The sequence below is a fragment of the Photobacterium sp. 270122K genome (assembly GCF_059941365.1).
Genome location: NZ_JBPOEN010000007.1, coordinates 137,555 through 155,951 on the forward strand (window position 1 = coordinate 137,555; position 18,397 = coordinate 155,951).

Annotated in this window: 18 protein-coding genes; 3 read left to right on the forward strand and 15 right to left on the reverse strand. The window is 50.3% G+C overall.

The features are described 5' to 3' along the window. Positions 1-33: 33 nt before the first annotated feature. The 3 genes from ACSF8W_RS13890 to ACSF8W_RS13900 all read right to left on the reverse strand — a co-directional run bounded on the left by ACSF8W_RS13890 (position 34) and on the right by ACSF8W_RS13900 (position 2,514). Entirely contained in the window at positions 34-1,356 is a 1,323-nt protein-coding gene (locus ACSF8W_RS13890; RefSeq protein ID WP_500847173.1) for an IS4 family transposase, read from the reverse strand. A gap of 137 nt (positions 1,357-1,493) precedes the next feature. Continuing rightward, on the reverse strand, positions 1,494-1,964 hold the full coding sequence (bcp, locus tag ACSF8W_RS13895) for a thioredoxin-dependent thiol peroxidase (protein WP_500847906.1): 471 nt from the start codon (positions 1,962-1,964) through the stop codon (positions 1,494-1,496). 10 nt (positions 1,965-1,974) lie between these two features. Further along, positions 1,975-2,514 carry a glycine cleavage system transcriptional repressor gene (locus ACSF8W_RS13900; protein WP_500847907.1) on the reverse strand — a complete coding sequence of 180 codons (540 nt, stop codon included), beginning with the start codon at positions 2,512-2,514 and terminating at the stop codon, positions 1,975-1,977. Positions 2,515-2,756: 242 nt separating this feature from the next. On the opposite strand from ACSF8W_RS13900, the gene dapA reads away from it, so the two are divergent. Next, positions 2,757-3,638: a 4-hydroxy-tetrahydrodipicolinate synthase gene (dapA, locus tag ACSF8W_RS13905; RefSeq protein WP_500847908.1), complete on the forward strand. Its 882-nt coding sequence runs from the start codon at positions 2,757-2,759 to the stop codon at positions 3,636-3,638. A 30-nt stretch (positions 3,639-3,668) separates the two neighbouring features. Continuing rightward, positions 3,669-4,697, forward strand: coding sequence for an outer membrane protein assembly factor BamC (gene bamC / locus ACSF8W_RS13910; RefSeq protein ID WP_500847909.1), 1,029 nt, complete (start codon positions 3,669-3,671; stop codon positions 4,695-4,697). A gap of 139 nt (positions 4,698-4,836) precedes the next feature. On the opposite strand, the gene lipA is transcribed toward bamC, so the two are convergent. The 12 genes from lipA to leuS all read right to left on the reverse strand — a co-directional run bounded on the left by lipA (position 4,837) and on the right by leuS (position 17,674). Continuing rightward, positions 4,837-5,805, reverse strand: a complete 969-nt coding sequence (lipA, locus tag ACSF8W_RS13915; RefSeq protein ID WP_500847910.1) for a lipoyl synthase — start codon at positions 5,803-5,805, stop codon at positions 4,837-4,839. After that, on the reverse strand, positions 5,802-6,449 hold the full coding sequence (lipB, locus tag ACSF8W_RS13920; RefSeq protein WP_500847911.1) for a lipoyl(octanoyl) transferase LipB: 648 nt from the start codon (positions 6,447-6,449) through the stop codon (positions 5,802-5,804). The genes lipA and lipB overlap by 4 nt, the downstream gene beginning before the upstream one ends. A 127-nt stretch (positions 6,450-6,576) precedes the next feature. Further along, positions 6,577-6,852 (reverse strand): DUF493 family protein YbeD, encoded by a 276-nt coding sequence (gene ybeD, locus ACSF8W_RS13925; protein WP_428478906.1) that lies wholly within the window; start codon positions 6,850-6,852, stop codon positions 6,577-6,579. Between the two features lie 168 nt (positions 6,853-7,020). Continuing rightward, positions 7,021-8,196, reverse strand: a complete 1,176-nt coding sequence (locus tag ACSF8W_RS13930; protein WP_500847912.1) for a serine hydrolase — start codon at positions 8,194-8,196, stop codon at positions 7,021-7,023. Between the two features lie 192 nt (positions 8,197-8,388). After that, complete coding sequence (locus tag ACSF8W_RS13935) at positions 8,389-9,198, reverse strand: septal ring lytic transglycosylase RlpA family protein (protein ID WP_500847913.1); 810 nt, start codon at positions 9,196-9,198, stop codon at positions 8,389-8,391. After that, entirely contained in the window at positions 9,199-10,320 is a 1,122-nt protein-coding gene (gene rodA, locus ACSF8W_RS13940; RefSeq protein ID WP_500847914.1) for a rod shape-determining protein RodA, read from the reverse strand. Beyond that, complete coding sequence (gene mrdA / locus ACSF8W_RS13945) at positions 10,317-12,275, reverse strand: penicillin-binding protein 2 (RefSeq protein WP_500847915.1); 1,959 nt, start codon at positions 12,273-12,275, stop codon at positions 10,317-10,319. Before mrdA ends, rodA begins: the two co-directional genes overlap by 4 nt. Positions 12,276-12,281: 6 nt before the next feature. Then, positions 12,282-12,752, reverse strand: a complete 471-nt coding sequence (gene rlmH / locus ACSF8W_RS13950; RefSeq protein ID WP_428478911.1) for a 23S rRNA (pseudouridine(1915)-N(3))-methyltransferase RlmH — start codon at positions 12,750-12,752, stop codon at positions 12,282-12,284. Positions 12,753-12,758: 6 nt separating this feature from the next. Next, entirely contained in the window at positions 12,759-13,076 is a 318-nt protein-coding gene (rsfS, locus tag ACSF8W_RS13955; protein WP_500848019.1) for a ribosome silencing factor, read from the reverse strand. 171 nt (positions 13,077-13,247) lie between these two features. Beyond that, a complete protein-coding gene (gene holA, locus ACSF8W_RS13960; protein WP_500847916.1) occupies positions 13,248-14,276 on the reverse strand; it encodes a DNA polymerase III subunit delta in 1,029 nt (342 codons plus the stop codon). After that, complete coding sequence (locus ACSF8W_RS13965; RefSeq protein ID WP_500847917.1) at positions 14,273-14,947, reverse strand: LPS-assembly lipoprotein LptE; 675 nt, start codon at positions 14,945-14,947, stop codon at positions 14,273-14,275. The genes holA and ACSF8W_RS13965 overlap by 4 nt, the downstream gene beginning before the upstream one ends. 150 nt (positions 14,948-15,097) lie before the next feature. Next, a complete protein-coding gene (gene leuS / locus ACSF8W_RS13970; protein WP_500847918.1) occupies positions 15,098-17,674 on the reverse strand; it encodes a leucine--tRNA ligase in 2,577 nt (858 codons plus the stop codon). Between the two features lie 184 nt (positions 17,675-17,858). On the opposite strand from leuS, the gene ACSF8W_RS13975 reads away from it, so the two are divergent. Beyond that, entirely contained in the window at positions 17,859-18,341 is a 483-nt protein-coding gene (locus ACSF8W_RS13975) for a zinc ribbon-containing protein (protein ID WP_500847919.1), read from the forward strand. Positions 18,342-18,397: the final 56 nt, after the last annotated feature.

An 18,397-nucleotide genomic window follows, 5' to 3' on the forward strand; every position in this document is an offset into this window, starting at 1 on the left:
AAAGGCCGCATGTGAATGCGTAATGCATGTAAGTTAAGATAACTTACGTTTCTTCAGAGGCCGAGTCGCATAGCGACTCGGCCTTTTCTTTACTGCTCTCGGATAACTCCGCTCTTTTCTATCGGGCAAAACAAAGCTTTCCGCCATATCCAGTATGTAATTCATCACTTCTGGTATACGACCCGGTGCTACTGCGGGCAGGAGTTGAAGTTGGCTGAGTAAGAAGATTGATGCTTGTTTAAAACCTATTTGGTACGGCATTACTGATTTCAGTGAGTAGGCCATTTGGCACATCATGAACCGTAATAGGTTGTAAGCTAATAACATTCCCCATAGCTCTTGGGTCACTAACTCTGGAGTCTTGCTTCTCAGTGTTAGGTTGTTTTGCAGCATATATTGCTTCATTTCCCGATAACCCAACTCTATTTCCCAACGGTGACTGTATAGCTCAGCGATATCAGCCCCCGGATACCGCATCGGATCAGTCATTGAGGTCAACAGTTTTACCTCTTTTCCTTTAATTTTTTTTGTTATTAAACGAGCTTGCAGTGTCTCAGGTGCATCCGCCCATTTCTTTCTCGCTTGAGGGGAAAGTCTCAACTCCACAAGTTCCTGGCCTTTACCTAGCTTGCCTATCGTTGTGTATTGTGCACCTTTGCGTAACGGGATTAACCAATGCTTTTCTTCACCACTACTTTGCCAACGGTGAAGTAATCCTAAGGCATAAAAACCTCGGTCAAATACGGTAAGGCTGTGGGATGGAGATTGGTCAACAAGTTGAGCAGTCAGGTCAACTTCACTCACTGATACGGAGTCAAAAGCAGCACTATTGAGAAGGTGACTCGTGAGTTCCATATGGCAAACCATACGAACTTGGGGGTAATCCGAAATGGTCGTCTTGTTACCTGTTCGACCAAAATGCGCGTCATTACCAGCCGTGTCCGGTGTTCGCCACACTACGCCATCTACAGCATGTAATGTTAAGCCGTGCCAGTCTGGATGCGGTGTTTTCTCATGCCAAAGTTGTTGTGTCTTGTTAAATACGGCTTCAACCGGTTCATGACCCAGCCGTTTTCGAGCCTGAATGACAGCACTCGGTGCGACAAATGGCTTCTTACCCGGCAAGAGAATATCGAGTTGAGAAACAACTTTTTCCATAGAAAGATGCCGATACAACGACATCCCAACGACACTCCACACCATTAGCTCCATTGGTAGGCGTCGTTTTCGAATTGTGGCAACGCCGGTATCGTTTAAGCACTGTTCAATGATGTCTGGAGACAGGAGATCTGATAACCCTGATAGTTCTGTTGCTGAAAATGAGTGGACTTCATGAAGTGCTTGTCTGAGGAACATAAAAAAATCCGAGTGCAGTGAATACACTCGGATTTTGACATGCTGTAAGGATCGTTCAACTGATTATTTTTTCGTTAACTGATCAGCATTACGCATGTGAATGCGGCCTTTTTTATGTGTGAGACACAGACAACGGATCACTGGGCCGTTTGTAAGTAGTTCATGACCACTTCATGGTGATCTTTGGTTTTGAACTTATTGAATACATGCTCAATGGTGCCGTTTTCATCGATCAGAAAGCTGAGGCGGTGCAGACCGTCATACACTTTCCCCATAAACTTCTTTTCGCCCCAGACACCAAACTGCTCGGCAACGGCGTGGTCTTCGTCTGACAGCAGGGTAAAGTTCAGGTTGTCGCGTTCAATGAATTTCGGCAGGCGTTTTACCGGGTCAATACTGATCCCCAGTACCACTACATTGTGGGCGTCGAGATCCGCTTTGCTGTCGCGCAGGCCACAGGCTTGTACGGTACAGCCGGGTGTCATCGCTTTCGGGTAGAAATACGCAAGCACTTTCTTCCCTTTAAAATCGCTCAGGCTGACGGGTTCACCGTCTTGGTTGAGCAGGGTAAACGCTGGGGCTGGTGTGCCAGCCGTTAATGTGTTCATGGGTTTTTCCTTATTGATTATGGCCGACGAAAGTCACGTTGCCACTGACGTTCAGTTGTTGGCAAAGCGCTTCGAATTCTTCTTGGAGTGTCATGAGGTTGCACCCTTCGGGCAAGTTTGTGCTGATCTGTAGCATAAACTTATTCGGTACCTCAGATTGCTTACTCTCATGGGTATGGGCGCTCAACGAGCCAATATCAATCCCACGGGTGGCCAAAAAGCGCGTGAATTGTTCAATGAGACCGGGGCTGTCGTCGGCTTCAATGTGAAATTCAGCAGTATAAGGAAAATAGCGAAACTCATGCTTGCTCGTGCGTTTCATCATGGTGAGCAAGTCATGCTCTTGGGCTTTGAGCGGTAGCGTGGATTCCACCCGGGTGATGGCATTCGCGGTCCCAGAGAGCAACATGATCAGCGTGAACTCTCGCCCGAAGATGGCAAGACGGCTATCAACAATGTTGCAATCACAATGGGTGACCAGTCGTGTAATTTCATCGGATATCCCAGGGCGATCCGTACCGACAGCTGTAACGACGAGATAATGTTCCATATTTTATTACATCACTTAATGAAGACCTTCCGCATGGTAGCACAGACAGTGACCGAGCCAAGCAATCTAAGATGTAAAATTAAGCTTTTGGCAGACAGTGCGTCATCACGGATTTACACAGAGTTGTCTTGAGTTTACTGTAACTGAAAAGTAGTATGGTTTGACTTGGTAGCCTTATTTATTCGGTTTATCCATATAGTTCTTAACGCAGCCAAGATCGGTTTATACAGGGGGAGATGGACATGTTTTCAGGAAGCATGGTAGCACTAATTACACCGCTCGATGATGCAGGTGAAGTGGATTACGCCAGTTTAGCATCATTAGTGGAATACCACATTGCAGCAGGCACTGATGCCATTGTCGCAATGGGCACCACCGGTGAGTCAGCCACATTGACGGTTGATGAACACGTAAAAGTCGTACTCAAAACATTAGAGTATGCGCAAGGACGCGTCCCCGTACTCGCAGGTACGGGCGCCAATGCTACTCATGAAGCCATCACTTTTAGCAAACTGTTTTCAGGCTCGGGTATTGCGGGCTGTTTAACAGTCACCCCTTACTACAATAAGCCAACGCAAGAAGGCCTATACCAGCATTTCAAAGCCATCGCAGAAGCGACGGATTTACCTCAGGTGCTTTACAATGTGCCAGGCCGTACGGGCGTCGACATGTTGCCAGAGACGGTGGCGCGCTTGGCTAAAATCGACAACATTGTCGGGATCAAAGATGCCACGGGCGATATTGCTCGCGTGAAGAAAACACGGGAACTTTGTGGCGATGATTTTATCCAACTTAGCGGTGATGACGAAACCGGTTTAGATTTTGTCGCCGAAGGTGGTCATGGTGTGATTTCGGTCACGGCGAATGTGGCCGCGAACGAAATGGCGACCATGTTTAAGTTGGCCCTATCAGGGGATTTCACGGCAGCGAATGCGATCAATCAACGTTTGATGCCTTTGCATCAGCAATTGTTTGTTGAATCGAACCCGATCCCCGTAAAATGGGCAGCGCATCAACTCGGTTTAATTAAGCATGGTCATTTGCGCTTACCGCTGACCGAGCTGAGCGAATCAGCCCAACCAGTAGTGATGGCGGCTCTGAAGGATGCCAACGTCCTGCTGTAATTTGCTAGAGCGTAGGAGCGCAGAAGCGGAATGAATTACAAGTATAAGCTGGTGGCGGCGGCGGTAGCTGTCGTAACACTGGCTGGCTGTTCTGACGGTGCGGAACGCCGTCGTCAGGCTAATCAAGATTTCAATTACCTTGAAACCACCCCGTTGGAAACGTGGACGATACCGGCGGGTGCCCAGCCGTCACAGAACACGGAGTACGCGATCCCAGCCAAACAGTATTCAGGGGCGGTGGGACCGGCGGTGGATATTCGTCCGCCGCAGCAGGTGTTGTCTTTAATTCCGGGTACGCGTTCGGTGAAAGATGACGAGGGTGTCACATTGTTGTTGGCCTCGCCGGAAGAATTGAACCGTGTCTGGCGCTTGGTGCAAGACTTGATCGCAGCACAAAATATCAATGTACGTGGCACGTCAGCCAATGTAATTGAGACCGATTGGGTAACTTGGGACAATGCCGATGAAGACGCCGAAATTGGCAGCCGCTATCGCATTGAGAAATCCAGCGATGCCGGTCGTAACATGTTCAGTATCAGCTTGATTGACTGGCGTGAAGGCGGCAAAGAGCAACCTGTCACGTTAGACAACAAAGAGCGTTACAGCATTTTGATGACTAACTTGGTCACGGCGAAATACGATGCCCAAGAGCGTGAGCAAGCGCGTTTACGTGCGCAGGCATTGGTGAAGCAGATCCCTATTTCGATGGGACAAGACCGCAGTGGTCTGCCTGTGATCATCGCGCGTGCCCCTTACGATGTGTTCTGGGAGCGTGTACCTGAATTGTTAGGCCAGACAGGCTTTACCGTCGAAGGTCGCAACCGTTCACAAGGTATCCTTGAGGTGAAATACAAGCCGATGGATGATACGTTCTGGGATGAACTGGGTACGCAACCGCTTCAGTTGGATAGCCGTAACTACAATATTCAGCTAGGTGATTTAGGTAACCGTACGTCAATCAATGTGACTGACGCAAAAGGTAAACCTGTCTCTGAAGAAGCCCTGAACAGCTTGGCGCCGGTATTGGCCGCTGTGATTGAGCAAGCTAACCAAGGCTAAAACGGCTCTGCGTTTGCGTTCTGCTTAGCAGCACCAAAGTCATGGCAATAAAAAACCGCTAAAGGCTGAGCCTGTAGCGGTTTTTTTATGCGTGTTTCTTTTTATGCATGTAGCTTGGCTGTGGTCGATAACGTGAGGGTTATTTCACTTCTTCGCCACGGGCTTGCATGTCAGCATGGTAAGACGAACGAACAAACGGACCACACGCGGCATGGGTAAAGCCAATCTCAAGGGCGATCTCTTTCAGCTCATCAAATTCAGCAGGCGGTACATAGCGTTCTACCGGCAGGTGGTGACGGCTTGGTGCCAAGTATTGGCCAATGGTCAGCATGGTCACACCGTGCGCACGTAAATCCTTCAGTACTTCAATGATCTCTTCCTTGGTTTCACCCAAGCCCATCATTAAGCCTGATTTGGTTGGTACGTCAGGGTGCATCTCTTTGAATTTCTTCAACAGATCCAATGACCACTGGTAGTTCGCCCCTGGGCGCGCTTTACGGTACAAGCGCGGTGCGGTTTCCAAGTTGTGGTTGAACACATCTGGCGGGTTATCGCGCAATACATCCAGCGCTGTATCCATGCGACCACGGAAATCCGGTACCAAGGTTTCAATCTTGATCTCAGGATTTAAGGTGCGAATTTCACGGGTACAGTCGGCAAAGTGTTGTGCACCGCCATCACGCAGATCATCACGGTCGACAGAGGTGACCACGACATAGCGCAGTTTCATGTCAGCGATGGTTTTGGCCAGTTGAGTTGGCTCTTCCGCATTGGGTGGCAGTGGGCGGCCGTGGGCCACATCACAGAATGGGCAGCGACGTGTACAGATCGCACCGAGGATCATAAAGGTCGCGGTACCGTGGTTGAAACATTCCGCCAAGTTCGGGCAAGACGCTTCTTCACACACGGAATGCAGCTTGTTTTTACGCATCGCTGATTTAATGTCTTGAATACGCTTGCTGTCAGAAGGCAGTTTGATCTTCATCCATTCTGGCTTACGCAGCACTTCTTTTGGCGCTTCTTCGGCAACATTGCGTACCGGGATAAGGGCCATTTTGTCGGCATCACGGTATTTGACACCTTGTTCAATTTTTATTGGTTTACTCATGAATTGCTTTCCGTTATCCACTCAATGCTCTGATAATCGAGCAGTTTGACCAGCTCTTCTACAAGTACAGGCTGAACTTCCGTTAGTTCTGATGGCCCATCTAATAACGCAGTTTGGGTCATTGCCATCCCTGCATAACCACACGGGTTTATGCGTAAAAATGGAGCCAGATCCATGTTGATATTGAGTGCCAGACCGTGAAAAGAGCAACCGCGTCTGATCCGCAGGCCAAGGGAGCATATCTTTTGATTATCGACATACACGCCAGGCGCGTCAGGGCGGGCCGTTGATTGTATCCCAAAATGGGAGAGGGTATTGATCACTGTATTTTCGATATGCGAGACAAGATCGCGCACACCCAATTTATTTTTACGTAGATCAATCAGGATGTAGGCCACCAATTGGCCGGGGCCATGGTAAGTGACTTGGCCGCCGCGATCGCTTTGCACCACAGGAATATCCCCTGTGTTGAGCAGGTGCTCTGCTTTGCCGGCTTGGCCTTGGGTAAACACGGGGTTGTGTTCAACCAGCCAAATTTCATCGGTTGTTTCGGCGGTACGCGCATCGGTGAATTGATGCATGGCTTGCCAGACAGGTTCGTAGTCTTTACGACCAAGATTCCGAATAATGATTGTATTTTGCAAAGTCACACCCACATTGTCATTTAACAGAGACTGGACCTGTGACACCCCGCATGGGTGTTGGATACCGTTGGGTATTATAAAACTTGGCGGCTGAATTTTCAGCCGCCAATTTTATGGGGATTTAGAATTAAAGCACCATGCGAACGATGTCGATTTCGCCTAGCTCTTTATACAGGGTTTCTACCTGCTCAATAGACGTCGCTTGGATTGACACAGAGACAGCACTGTACGTGCCTTTGCCGCTTGGTTTTACATCTGGGATGTAGTCACCCGGCGCATGACGCTGGATCACACCAACGACCAAGTCTGGGAGCTCAGGTTTGTTGTAACCCATAACTTTGTAAGTGAACTTACAAGGAAACTCCAAAAGGTCTTTAAGTTTTGGTTGTTCTTGTTGCTGCATACTGAACTCCGAGGTATTGCATTTTTTTTGCGATATTAATCGAGCATATTAATGGCTCAGCCCGCTTTTCTCAAGCAATGTTGCGAAGGGGCGGCACCCCGAAAAGGGAGGCAAAAAAAAAGAGGTAACACAATGTTACCTCTTTTCGTTGTATATCTGATGGTTGGATTAACTCATCCAGCCTTTGAACAGCAGCATGATGTAATCAATCATACGGCTAAATAGGCTGCCTTGGTTCACATCATTCAGCGCAATGAGCGGGTATTGTGCGATTTCTTCATCGCCCACGCGGTAGTACAGTTTACCGACAACATCGCCTTTCTTGATAGGGGCTTTTAGCTCTTTCTCAAGCACGAAGCTGGCTGCCAAATCTTTGGTCTGGCCGCGTGGCAGTGTGACGTAAGTATCTTCTGCGACACCCAGTGACACTTCGCTCACATCACCCATCCACACTTTTTCAGTGACGAATGTGGCGTTAGCTTTGTGTGGTGAAACGGTTTCAAAGAAACGGAAGCCGTAGTTCAGCAGTTTCTTACTTTCTGCTTTACGGGCATTCGGGTTCTTGGTGCCCATCACAACAGAGATCAGGCGCATTTTGCCTTCTGTTGCTGTACTTACCAAGCTGTAACCTGCGTTGTTGGTGTGACCGGTTTTCAGGCCGTCCACGTTTAGGCTCTTGTCCCACAGCAGGCTGTTACGGTTGTACTGCGTAATGCCGTTGTAGGTAAAAGACTTCTCTTTGTAGATCGCGAACTCTTCCGGCACATCACGGATCAGACCTTGCGCCAGTAGCGCCATGTCGTAAGGGGTGGTGTAAAGGTCCGGGTTATCCAAGCCGTGTACGTTAGCAAAGTGGGTAGAATCCATACCCAGTGACTTCGCCCATGCATTCATCAGATCAACGAACGAATCCGTTGAGCCTGCGACGTGTTCCGCCATGGCCACACACGCATCGTTGCCCGATTGAATGATGATGCCGCGGTTCAGATCAGAGACCTTCACTTCGCTGCCCACTTCAATGAACATTTTCGATGAGCCTGGGAAGTTTTTCGCCCACGCGTTTTTACTCACCACGACCGTATCATCCATAGAGATATTGCCGCGTTTGATTTCCTGTCCGATGACATAACTGGTCATCATCTTGGTCAAACTTGCTGGTGGAATTTGATCGTACTCTTTGTAACCCGCTAGGATTTTACCTGAATGGTAATCCATAAGTACGTAACCCTTGGCCGCGATTTGCGGGGCTTCGGGAACAACGGCTGGGGCCGCGATAGCAGAGACTGAAGCCAGCAAGGTTGCCGAGACAGCTACAGAACGAATAAGTGCAGCAGATTTCTTCATGATGGTTGTAACTTAATTTGTCGATTGCAAAAAAACTTCACACATCATATCAGATTGTCATTAAGTGGCCAGCACTGGCCGAGGATATCCACCATTGCGGGCTGACTCTTGACATTTTTTGACATGAATACGTGAAAAAAAGTGCGGTCGGTCACGCTGGGTGACCGACCACGGTGTTTGTCAGAGTCGAATTTAGGATTTTGGTTCCAACTCGCGGGTCGATGTAATGATAAAGGCTTGCGGGTAGCGTTTGGCTTTGGCCTTGTCACGCTGCGCCATGGCTTCATCACGGTCGATGTAAGGCCCCAAGCGAAGGCGGAAGATCTCCGCGTTATCGGCTTTTTTAATATCAATAGGGGTATTGAATTCGGCTTCCAGTGTTTTGGCAGTTTGCTGGGCTTTTTCCGCATTGGTCACTGCCGCTAACTGCACAAAGTACTCGTTAGGGTTGGCACTTTGCCATTCATCCGGGTTTGCCGGTTTCTCGATACGGATCACCTCGATCTTAACCGGGGCGGTACCGTACTTGATCACATCCAATTTGGTGGCTGCCGCCATGCTCAAGTCGATAATACGGCCATCGTGGAAGGGACCACGGTCATTCACGCGCACAATCGCGACTTTGCCATTGCGGGTGTTGGTGACTTTGACATAGCTCGGCAGGGGCAGCGTTTTGTGTGCGGCCGTCATGGAGTACATGTCGTAGATTTCACCGTTCGAGGTTTTATGGCCATGGAACTTTTGTCCATACCAAGAGGCATCACCGGTTTCCGTAAAGGCTTGGTTGCCGCGCACAATTTGATAGTGCTTACCGCGCAAGGTGTAGTCTTTGTTCCCCGCTAAGCTGTAGGGTTCATAGCGGGGTTGAGCGTCCTCGATGTGATCTAGGGTCGGTGACGAGGTCGGCGCCACATCATCAGCGATCGAATAGCGATCATCGTTCGGGGGCGTGGAACTACAGCCTGCAAGGATCAGGGCAAGAATTAAAGGGGTAATGCGCATTTAGGTCGCCTTGGACAACATTTTTCTGTGAGTATGGATAGACATCAGGATACCGAAACCGGCCATCAGGGTGACCATGGAGGTGCCCCCGTAACTGACGAGGGGTAATGGTACCCCGACCACCGGCAATAGGCCACTGACCATGCCAATATTAACAAAAATATAGACGAAGAAGCTCAGCATGATGCTGCCTGCCATCATGCGGCCAAAGGCGGTTTGTGCGCGACTGGCGAGCATCAGGCCGCGGGCGATAATAAACAGGTAGATCGCCAGCAAGCAGGTGACGCCGACCAATCCCCACTCTTCCGCAATCACGGCAAAAATGAAATCGGTATGGCGCTCGGGCAAAAATTCGAGTTGAGATTGGGTGCCCTGCATCCAGCCCTTACCGGCTAACCCGCCAGAACCAATCGCGATTTTCGATTGAATAATGTGATAGCCCGCGCCGAGCGGATCGGATTCTGGATTGAACAGGGTGAGTACGCGAGTGCGTTGGTAGTCCCGCATCAGGAAGATCCACAGTACCGGAATAAAGGCGCTGACTAATACGATGGAGGCACTAATGATGCGCCAGCTGATCCCAGACAGGAAGAGAACAAAGATACCGGAGGCGGCGATGAGGATGGAGGTGCCGAGATCCGGCTGTTTGGCTATCAGGATGGTGGGGACGAACACCATGATCAGGGCGATCACGATATGCTTTAAACTGGGGGGGAGCGGGCGGTTGCCGATATAACGGGCAACCATTAAGGGGACGGCGAGCTTGATGAGCTCGGAGGGCTGAAACCGGACAACGCCGAGATTCAGCCACCGCTGCGCTCCTTTGGAGGCTTCGCCGAAAAACAGCACCCCCAGTAAGAGCAGCAACCCTACCCCAAACAGGTAGGGCGCCCACGCCTCATAATGGCGTGGGGCAATTTGGGCAAGGATAAACATTACCCCGAGTGAAAGTAGCATGCGCACGGCCTGACGTTCCATCATGGCCAGATTTTGTCCGCTGGCACTGTACATCACCATCAGGGCAAAGCCCATCAGTGTGACGATCCCCAACAGTAAGGGGATATCTAAGTGCAAGCGATCGCCCAATGTCCGTTTGTGTCCGGTTGCTGCCATCACACTCATTGCGTGACCTCCGCCATTTGTCTGTCCACGATCGCGACCAAGGGATCCAACTGCTCGCCCGGCTTGAGGAGCATATGGTCAAAGATCTTACGTGCGACCGGTCCCCCGTTCGAGGAGCCCCCGCCGGCATTCTCAAGCACCATGGAAACCACCACTTCCGGTTTCTCAAACGGGGCAAAGGCCGTGAAGAGGGCATGGTCGCGCAAATGCTCTTCCAATTCATCGGCGTTGTATTCCTGATCTTCAGCTAAACCAAAGACCTGTGCAGAGCCCGATTTACCGCCTGCCTTGTATTTTGCGCCATAGAAGGCGCGGCGTGCGGTGCCTCGTGTGCCGTACAGTACGCGGTACATGCCATCTTTCGCGATATCCCAATCTTCCTGACTCACATTGTCGATCGGCGGGAAATCATCATATTTCGCGGGCACTTCCACGTTTTCGTCAATCACGTCTTTGAGCAAATGTGGTGCCTGAACACGGCCGTTGTTCACCAATACCGTTGTGGCTTTGGCAATTTGCAGCGGCGTGGCGGTCCAGTAACCCTGGCCGATCCCGACAGGAATGGTGTCACCTTGATACCATGGTTGGCGGAAGCGGGCTTGTTTCCATTCACGGGTGGGCATGTTGGCTTTGCTTTCTTCGTGAATATCGATGCCTGTGTATTCCCCGTAACCAAAGCGTCCCATCCAAGTGGAGAGGCGATCAATGCCCATGTCGTAGGCTACTTGATAGAAGAAGGTATCGACGGATTCTTCAATCGCTTTGTAAATGTTCACTTTACCGTGACCCCAACGTAACCAGTCACGGAATGGGCGACTGTTGGAGTTCGGGATACGCCAGTAACCCGGATCATTACGGGTCGTGCGTGGCGTGATCACCCCTTCAGTCAGTGCGGCGACCGCAATCATGGGCTTCACGGTAGATGCCGGTGGGTAGATCCCCAGCGTGACACGGTTCACCAGCGGGCGGTTTTTGTTATTTAACAGGGCGCGATACTGCTTGCCTGAAATGCCGTGAACAAACAAGTTCGGGTCATAACTTGGGCTTGATACCATCGCCAACACAGAGGAATCTCGCGGATCCAATACCACCACGGAGCCACGTTTGAACTTGATGAGCTCTTCGCCCGTGTCGGGATCGAGTTTGCGTTCGGTCAGCAACTCTTTCACGTACAGTTGCAGCTCGATATCAATATTGAGTTTAATGTCTTTGCCCGGGATCGGGGGCACGTATTTCAGGGTGCGAATGATCCGGCCACGGCTGTTGACTTCCACTTCCTGATAGCCGGAGGTGCCGTGCAGCAGATCTTCGTAATATTTTTCAACGCCCAGCTTGCCGATATCACGGGTCGCTTTGTAGTTGCTGATCTTGTCTTCGCGTTCCAGACGATCGATATCACGATCATTGATTTTTGCCACATAGCCGAGCACGTGGGTCAGTGCATCACGGTACGGGTAGTAGCGTTTGAGATAGGCTTTGACTTCTACCCCTGGAAACTGGAACTGATTGACGGAGAACAGGGCCACTTGTGCTTCTGTCATCTGGTTGAGCAGCGGAACGGATTTAAAACGACGGGTACGACGACGTTCGCGATCAAAGCGCGCAATTTGGTCATCGGTAATGCCCATTAAGGTTTTTAGGCGGGCAAAGGTATCGTCAAGGTCGGGGACTTTTTCGGTGGTGATTTCCAGCGAGTAGACCGGCCTGTTTTCGGCCAGCAGCACCCCATTACGGTCGTAGATCAGACCGCGGTTCGGGGCTACAGGGACGACTTTGATCCGATTATCGTTAGAGCGTGTCTGGTAGTCATCATGTTCACGAATTTGAATATGGTACAAATTCGTGAGCAGGACACTGACCAGCACGACAATACCGATAAATGAGACAAGAGCCCGGCGAAAAAATAGCGCCGACTCAGCCCGGTGGTCGCGGATCTGCGTTCGCTTTTGTCTCATTGTGGTTTATTCCCTGTGATACGGATGATTGGCCGTGATACTCCACGCCCGATACAAACTTTCAGCCATAACAACGCGCACCAATGGGTGCGGTAGGGTAAGTGGCGATAATGACCAGCTTTGCTCTGCCGCTGCCTTACAAGCGGGTGATAGCCCTTCCGGTCCGCCGATCAGAATAGACACATCGCGAGCATCCAGCTTCCATGCTTCTAACTGTTCAGCCAACTGCTCGGTATCCCAGCGTTTGCCCGGGATATCAAGGGTGACTATACGGTTGCCTTTCGGCACAGCCGCCAGCATCGCTTCGCCTTCTTTTTGAAGAATACGGGCGATGTCTGCATTTTTGCCGCGTTTGCCAGCAGAAATTTCCACCAACTCAAGGGGCATATCTTTGGGGAAGCGACGGCTATATTCTTTGTAGCCTTCCTCAACCCATTTGGGCATCTTAGTGCCAACAGCGATCAGTTGAAGCTTCATTGTCAGTTAGCCCCAAAGCTTCTCCAGTTGGTACAGATCACGCGCATCTTTTTGCATGATGTGTAGCATAACACTGCCCATATCGACGATCACCCACTCGGCATCGTCTTCACCGCTGATCCCAAACGGCGGGTAGCTAATTAGCTTAGATTCTTTGTTAACGTGATCGGCAATCGAAGCAACGTGACGGTTAGACGTACCGGTACATACAACCATGAAGTCTGTGATGCTAGACTTGCCGCGTACATCCAAAGAAACAATGTCTTGTGCTTTGATGTCATCTACTTTATCAACAATAAAATCGTGTAGTTCTTGAAGCTGCAAAGGGATCCCCTTATCTAGGTATTTGGTCTGTTTGCTTGTCGCCCAGATAACCCGGGTGACTTTGTAGCGGCGCAGTATATCACGCTCGTCCTTGTTTATGACAAGTAGGGAATCACTTTCCCTTTCTCTTTCCTGCGCACACTGTAAGCGCATGCTTACTCTTTTATCGCGTTAGTGCTTTTGGATCAGATGCGTGCGTACCCCACACATTTCGGCGCACAAGGTGGCGAGCGCATCCCACGGTGAGTAGTCAAAATCCGTTTTTACGCGGACTTCGATTTGTGCAAGTTGCTGTAACAGCGAAATAATGACACTCAGCGGCATACGGTGCAGGGCGCCGATGTACATTTCGCGTCGGTTTTGCCAGATCCGGTAATTTTCAAAAATCACATTGAGCGGCGTGCCTTTTTGGCCCATCTCCTGCATTTTATACAACTGCGTGATTTCACGTTGCAGGGTACGCAGAATGATGACGGCTTCAATGCCTTCGCCTTGTAACTGGCGTAACACCCGCTGGCTGCGCTTGGCCTGTCCGGCCAGTAGTGCATCGACCAACTGGAATGGGGTGTAATGGTTATGACGGCTCAGTGCGCTTTCTAAACGGACAACATTCAGTTCGCCGTCGGGGTAGAGCAGCACCAATTTCTGCAGGCTTTGTGCTAACGCCAGCAGGTTACCTTCGTGCCATTGAGCCAGCATTTGTACCGATTCATGATCCGGTTTTAGCCCCAGTTGCTGACAGCGACCCTGAATAAAACGGGGCAACTGACGCGCATCCGGTGTATTGCAAGGCAGGTAGAGCCCTTGGGTTTCTAACGCTTTAAACCATTTGGCACTTTCTTGTTTCTTATTGAAACGTGGCCCTTGAATGAGCAGCAGAATGTCCTCGTGCAAGCTGTCAATCACGCTTTGCAGGGATTTGACTTGTTGCGCGTTGAGGGCGGTGTCCGGCAGATCCAACTCAATGATTTGGCGTGCAGAAAACAAACTCATGGCGTGGCAACAATCGAGGATCAGGTTCCAATCAAGCTGAGCATCCACTGTAAAGCTATGGCGCTCATCAAACCCGTGCTGTTGTGCGGCCTGCTTGATCTGATCGCAGGCTTCCAGTTTGAGCAAGGGTTCATTGCCCAACAGGAGATAGGCAGGGCGCAGCCCCTTGGTCAGTTGCTGCGCCAGTTGTTCTGGGTAGATCCTCATTGCGCTGCTTCAACCTGCGCCGGTGACGTTTCATCGTACGATAATGCGTTAGCAGCCTGTTCATCGCTGACGTTTTCTGTACTGATGGTCGTGTTCGTGTTCGTGTTTTGGTTGTCTTTATTGTGGATCAACGCATCCAATTGATCTTTTTCCATGCGGTTAAACACCGCGGTCAGACGCGCTAATTGGCGCATGATTTGGCTGGAGGCCTGCTGACGCATCTCTTCTTCAATCATGTCGCGTTCAACCGATTTTGCCAACGCCGTGAGTGGGTTATCCAAGAAGGTTCGGCTAACACGGGTGGTAAAGGTTTGGATACCTTTGTTCGGCACCACAATGCTGTAGTTCACCACGTAGGTCAGTTCGTATTCCGCTGCACGGGCATTTTGGTACAACGAGAGTGTCCGCTCACTGATGGATTCGCTGATCAGATTGAGGTTAGGGACGGTGCTCGACGGTGGGACTTGTTCAATACCGTGTAGTTGAAACTGCGAAGCGACTTGACGCTGGAGTGGACCGTAGCGGTCAAAACTGGTCAGAGAAAGCTTGGCAATGTCGTCTGGCAACATATAGTTACCGCGAAGATGAAAACCACAAGACGCCGTGGCAAGGGCCATGACGACAACAAAGAAGGTTCGGATGGTGCTTTTAAAGGAAAAGAAAGCTTTCACCGAGTCTGCTCCATGAAAAGTGAGTGAAAACTGACCGGCTGACGTTGGGGTACGGATGGTTGGAATGTGAGCCGGAAGATCTGTGGCGCCTGTGCGAATGCGCAGGAGCCACAGGATTAGGCATCAGAAAGTTGCTTTAGTTCGCGGCAATTAGTTTGCAACGATGTTCAGCAATTTACCTGGTACGTAGATCACTTTACGAATAGTCACATCGTTGGTGAACTTGGTGACGCCGTCATCAGCCATTGCAAGTGCTTCAACTTGTTCTTTGGTTGCATCTGCAGCCACAGTCAGTTTGGCACGTAGCTTGCCGTTAACCTGAACGATGATCAGTTTTTCGTCTTCGATCATCGCTTTTTCGTCAGCCATTGGCCATTCAGCGCTGTCGATGTTGCTTTCGCCCAGTGCTTCCCACATTTCAAAACAGATGTGTGGGGTCATTGGGTATAGCATACGTACGATGGCTTTTAGGGCTTCGTCAAGCAATGCACGGTCTTGTGCGCTGTCTTGTGATGCTTTCGCCAGCTTGTTCATCAGTTCCATCACAGCGGCAATCGCTGTGTTGAATGTCTGACGACGGCCGATGTCATCGCTCACTTTAGCAATGGTCTTGTGTACGTCACGACGTAGTGCTTTTTGAGCACCAGACAGAGCTGCCACGTCAAGCGCGTCAACGTCGCCTTTTTCAGTGTGTTCTTTCACTAGCTTCCAAACACGTTTCAGGAAGCGGTTTGCCCCTTCAACGCCAGACTCTTGCCATTCAAGGGTCATGTCTGCAGGTGATGCGAACATCATGAATAGACGCACGGTGTCAGCACCGTACTTGTCGACCATTTCTTGTGGGTCGATACCGTTGTTTTTCGACTTAGACATTTTGATCATGCCTGAGTGCTCAACGTTGCGACCTTCGTTATCAGTCGCTGATACGATGCGGCCTTTGCCATCACGCTCTACGGTTACGTCAGTTGGGGCAACCCACTCTTTACCGCCTTTTTCGGTGGTGTAGAAGAACGCATCAGCCAGTACCATGCCTTGGCAAAGTAGCTGCTTGAACGGTTCGTCAGACGTCACGTAGCCTGCGTCACGCAGTAGCTTGTGGAAGAAGCGAGAGTAAAGCAGGTGCATACACGCGTGCTCAATACCACCGATGTACTGATCAACCGGTAGCCAGTAGTTCGCTTTTTCTGGGTCTAGAATGTCGTCAGCCTGTGGTGAACAGTAACGCGCGTAGTACCACGATGACTCCATGAAGGTATCGAAGGTATCGGTTTCACGTAGTGCTGGTTCGCCGTTAAAGGTGGTCTTCGCCCACTCTTTGTCTGCTTTGATTGGGCTGGTTACGCCATCCATTACCACATCTTCAGGAAGAATCACTGGTAGCTGGTCAGCCGGTACCGGATGCACTTCGCCGTCTTCAGTGGTTACCATTGGGATTGGTGCACCCCAGTAACGCTGACGAGACACACCCCAGTCACGTAGACGGAAGTTAACGGTTTTCTTGCCTTTGTTTTCGGCTTCTAGCTTCGCGGCAATCGCATCAAACGCTGCTTGGAAATCAAGACCGTCAAACTCACCCGAGTTGAACAGTACGCCTTTCTCTGTGTAAGCCACTTCTGATACGTCAAGCTCGCTGTCGTCAGCAGGCTTGATCACTGGCATGATTTCCAGTGCGTACTTGGTTGCAAACTCGTAGTCACGCTGATCGTGCGCAGGCACGGCCATCACGGCACCTGTGCCGTAATCCATCAATACGAAGTTAGCGACGAAGATTGGCACTTCACGGCCTGTTAGCGGGTGAACGGCTGTTAGGCCAGTCGCCATGCCTTTCTTTTCCATTGTGGCCAGTTCTGCTTCAGCCACTTTGGTGTTACGGCATTCATCAATGAATGCAGCCAGCTCAGGGTTGTTCTGTGCCGCTAGCGCTGCCAGTGGGTGACCGGCTGCAATGCTCACGAACGTCACGCCCATTAGGGTGTCAGGACGGGTCGTGTACACTTCAAGCGGCTTGTCTTGACCGATAACGTTGAACTCTAGCTCAACGCCTTCAGAGCGGCCAATCCAGTTACGCTGCATGGTTTTTACCATGTCAGGCCAGCCGTCTAGGGTGTCTAGATCGTCAAGTAGCTCTTGTGCGTACTCAGTGATTTTGATGAACCACTGTGGGATCTCTTTTTGTTCTACCGGCGTGTCACAACGCCAGCAGCAACCGTCTTCAACCTGCTCGTTAGCAAGAACAGTCTGGTCGTTCGGACACCAGTTAACAGACGAGGTCTTCTTGTAAACCAAGCCTTTGTTGTACAGCTTAGTGAAGAACTCTTGTTCCCAACGGTAGTACTCAGGGGTACAGGTTGCGAACTCACGGTTCCAGTCGTAGCCGAAGCCCAGCAGTTTTAGCTGGTTCTTCATGTATTCAATGTTTTCGTATGTCCAAGGCGCAGGTGCGGTGTTGTTTTTAACCGCAGCATTTTCTGCAGGCAGACCGAACGCATCCCAGCCGATTGGCTGCATGACGTTTTTGCCTTGTAGACGCTGGTAACGTGATACCACATCACCAATGGTGTAGTTACGTACGTGACCCATGTGCAGACGGCCACTTGGGTACGGGAACATGGAGAGACAGTAGAATTTTTCTTTATTTGGGTCTTCACTTACAACAAAGGTCTTTTTGTTGTCCCAATGTTCCTGAACTTTCTGTTCAATGTCCTGTGGACGATATTGTTCTTGCATCGATGGCATCCGGGATTTTGTGAGTTGAGTACAAACACATTCAATATAATCGACATAGAATAACTAAAGGTAAAGGTGTCAACAATAGCTGAGGCCATTTCGGCCGTGAATTGTTGCCCGATCATCGACCCTCGCGGGCTTGCGGCGCAATGAAGCAGGCGGGCAGGGGGAAGGAGGGGGAGTTATGGCGGATCAAAAAAAGGATTATGAGAGCTTGCTGGAAGAAGTGACAGCAACCCTCAAACGTAGCCCTGATGAATTAAAGCATTGGGCGTCGATCACCGAGCAGTACCGTCAGGCAGCCAGTGACATGACAAAAGATGAACTGGCGTTGATTTCTGCTTACCTGAAGCGTGATCTTCATGAATTTGCACAGAATGTGGAAAGCAGCCCCGAACCGTTTGGGGAAAGCCCATTCTATCGTGTGGTAAAAGAGACGATTTGGGAAGGGTTGGCGGAAGCCACCGATAAAACCCAAATTGAATGGCGTGAAGTGATGGATGATTTTAAACATCAGGGTGTCTACGAGGCGGGAGAAATTGTCGGCTTGGGTCACTTGGTGTGTGAACAGTGTGGGCATGATGAGCAAATCACCCACGTGAAAGCCATTTCGCCCTGCTTACGCTGCGGGCATACCCGCTTTACCCGTAAACCGTTGTCACCTTAGCCGCGCGGCTTAAGGTCATGCGTGATGAAGTATGATTGATGAAGACAAAAAACGGG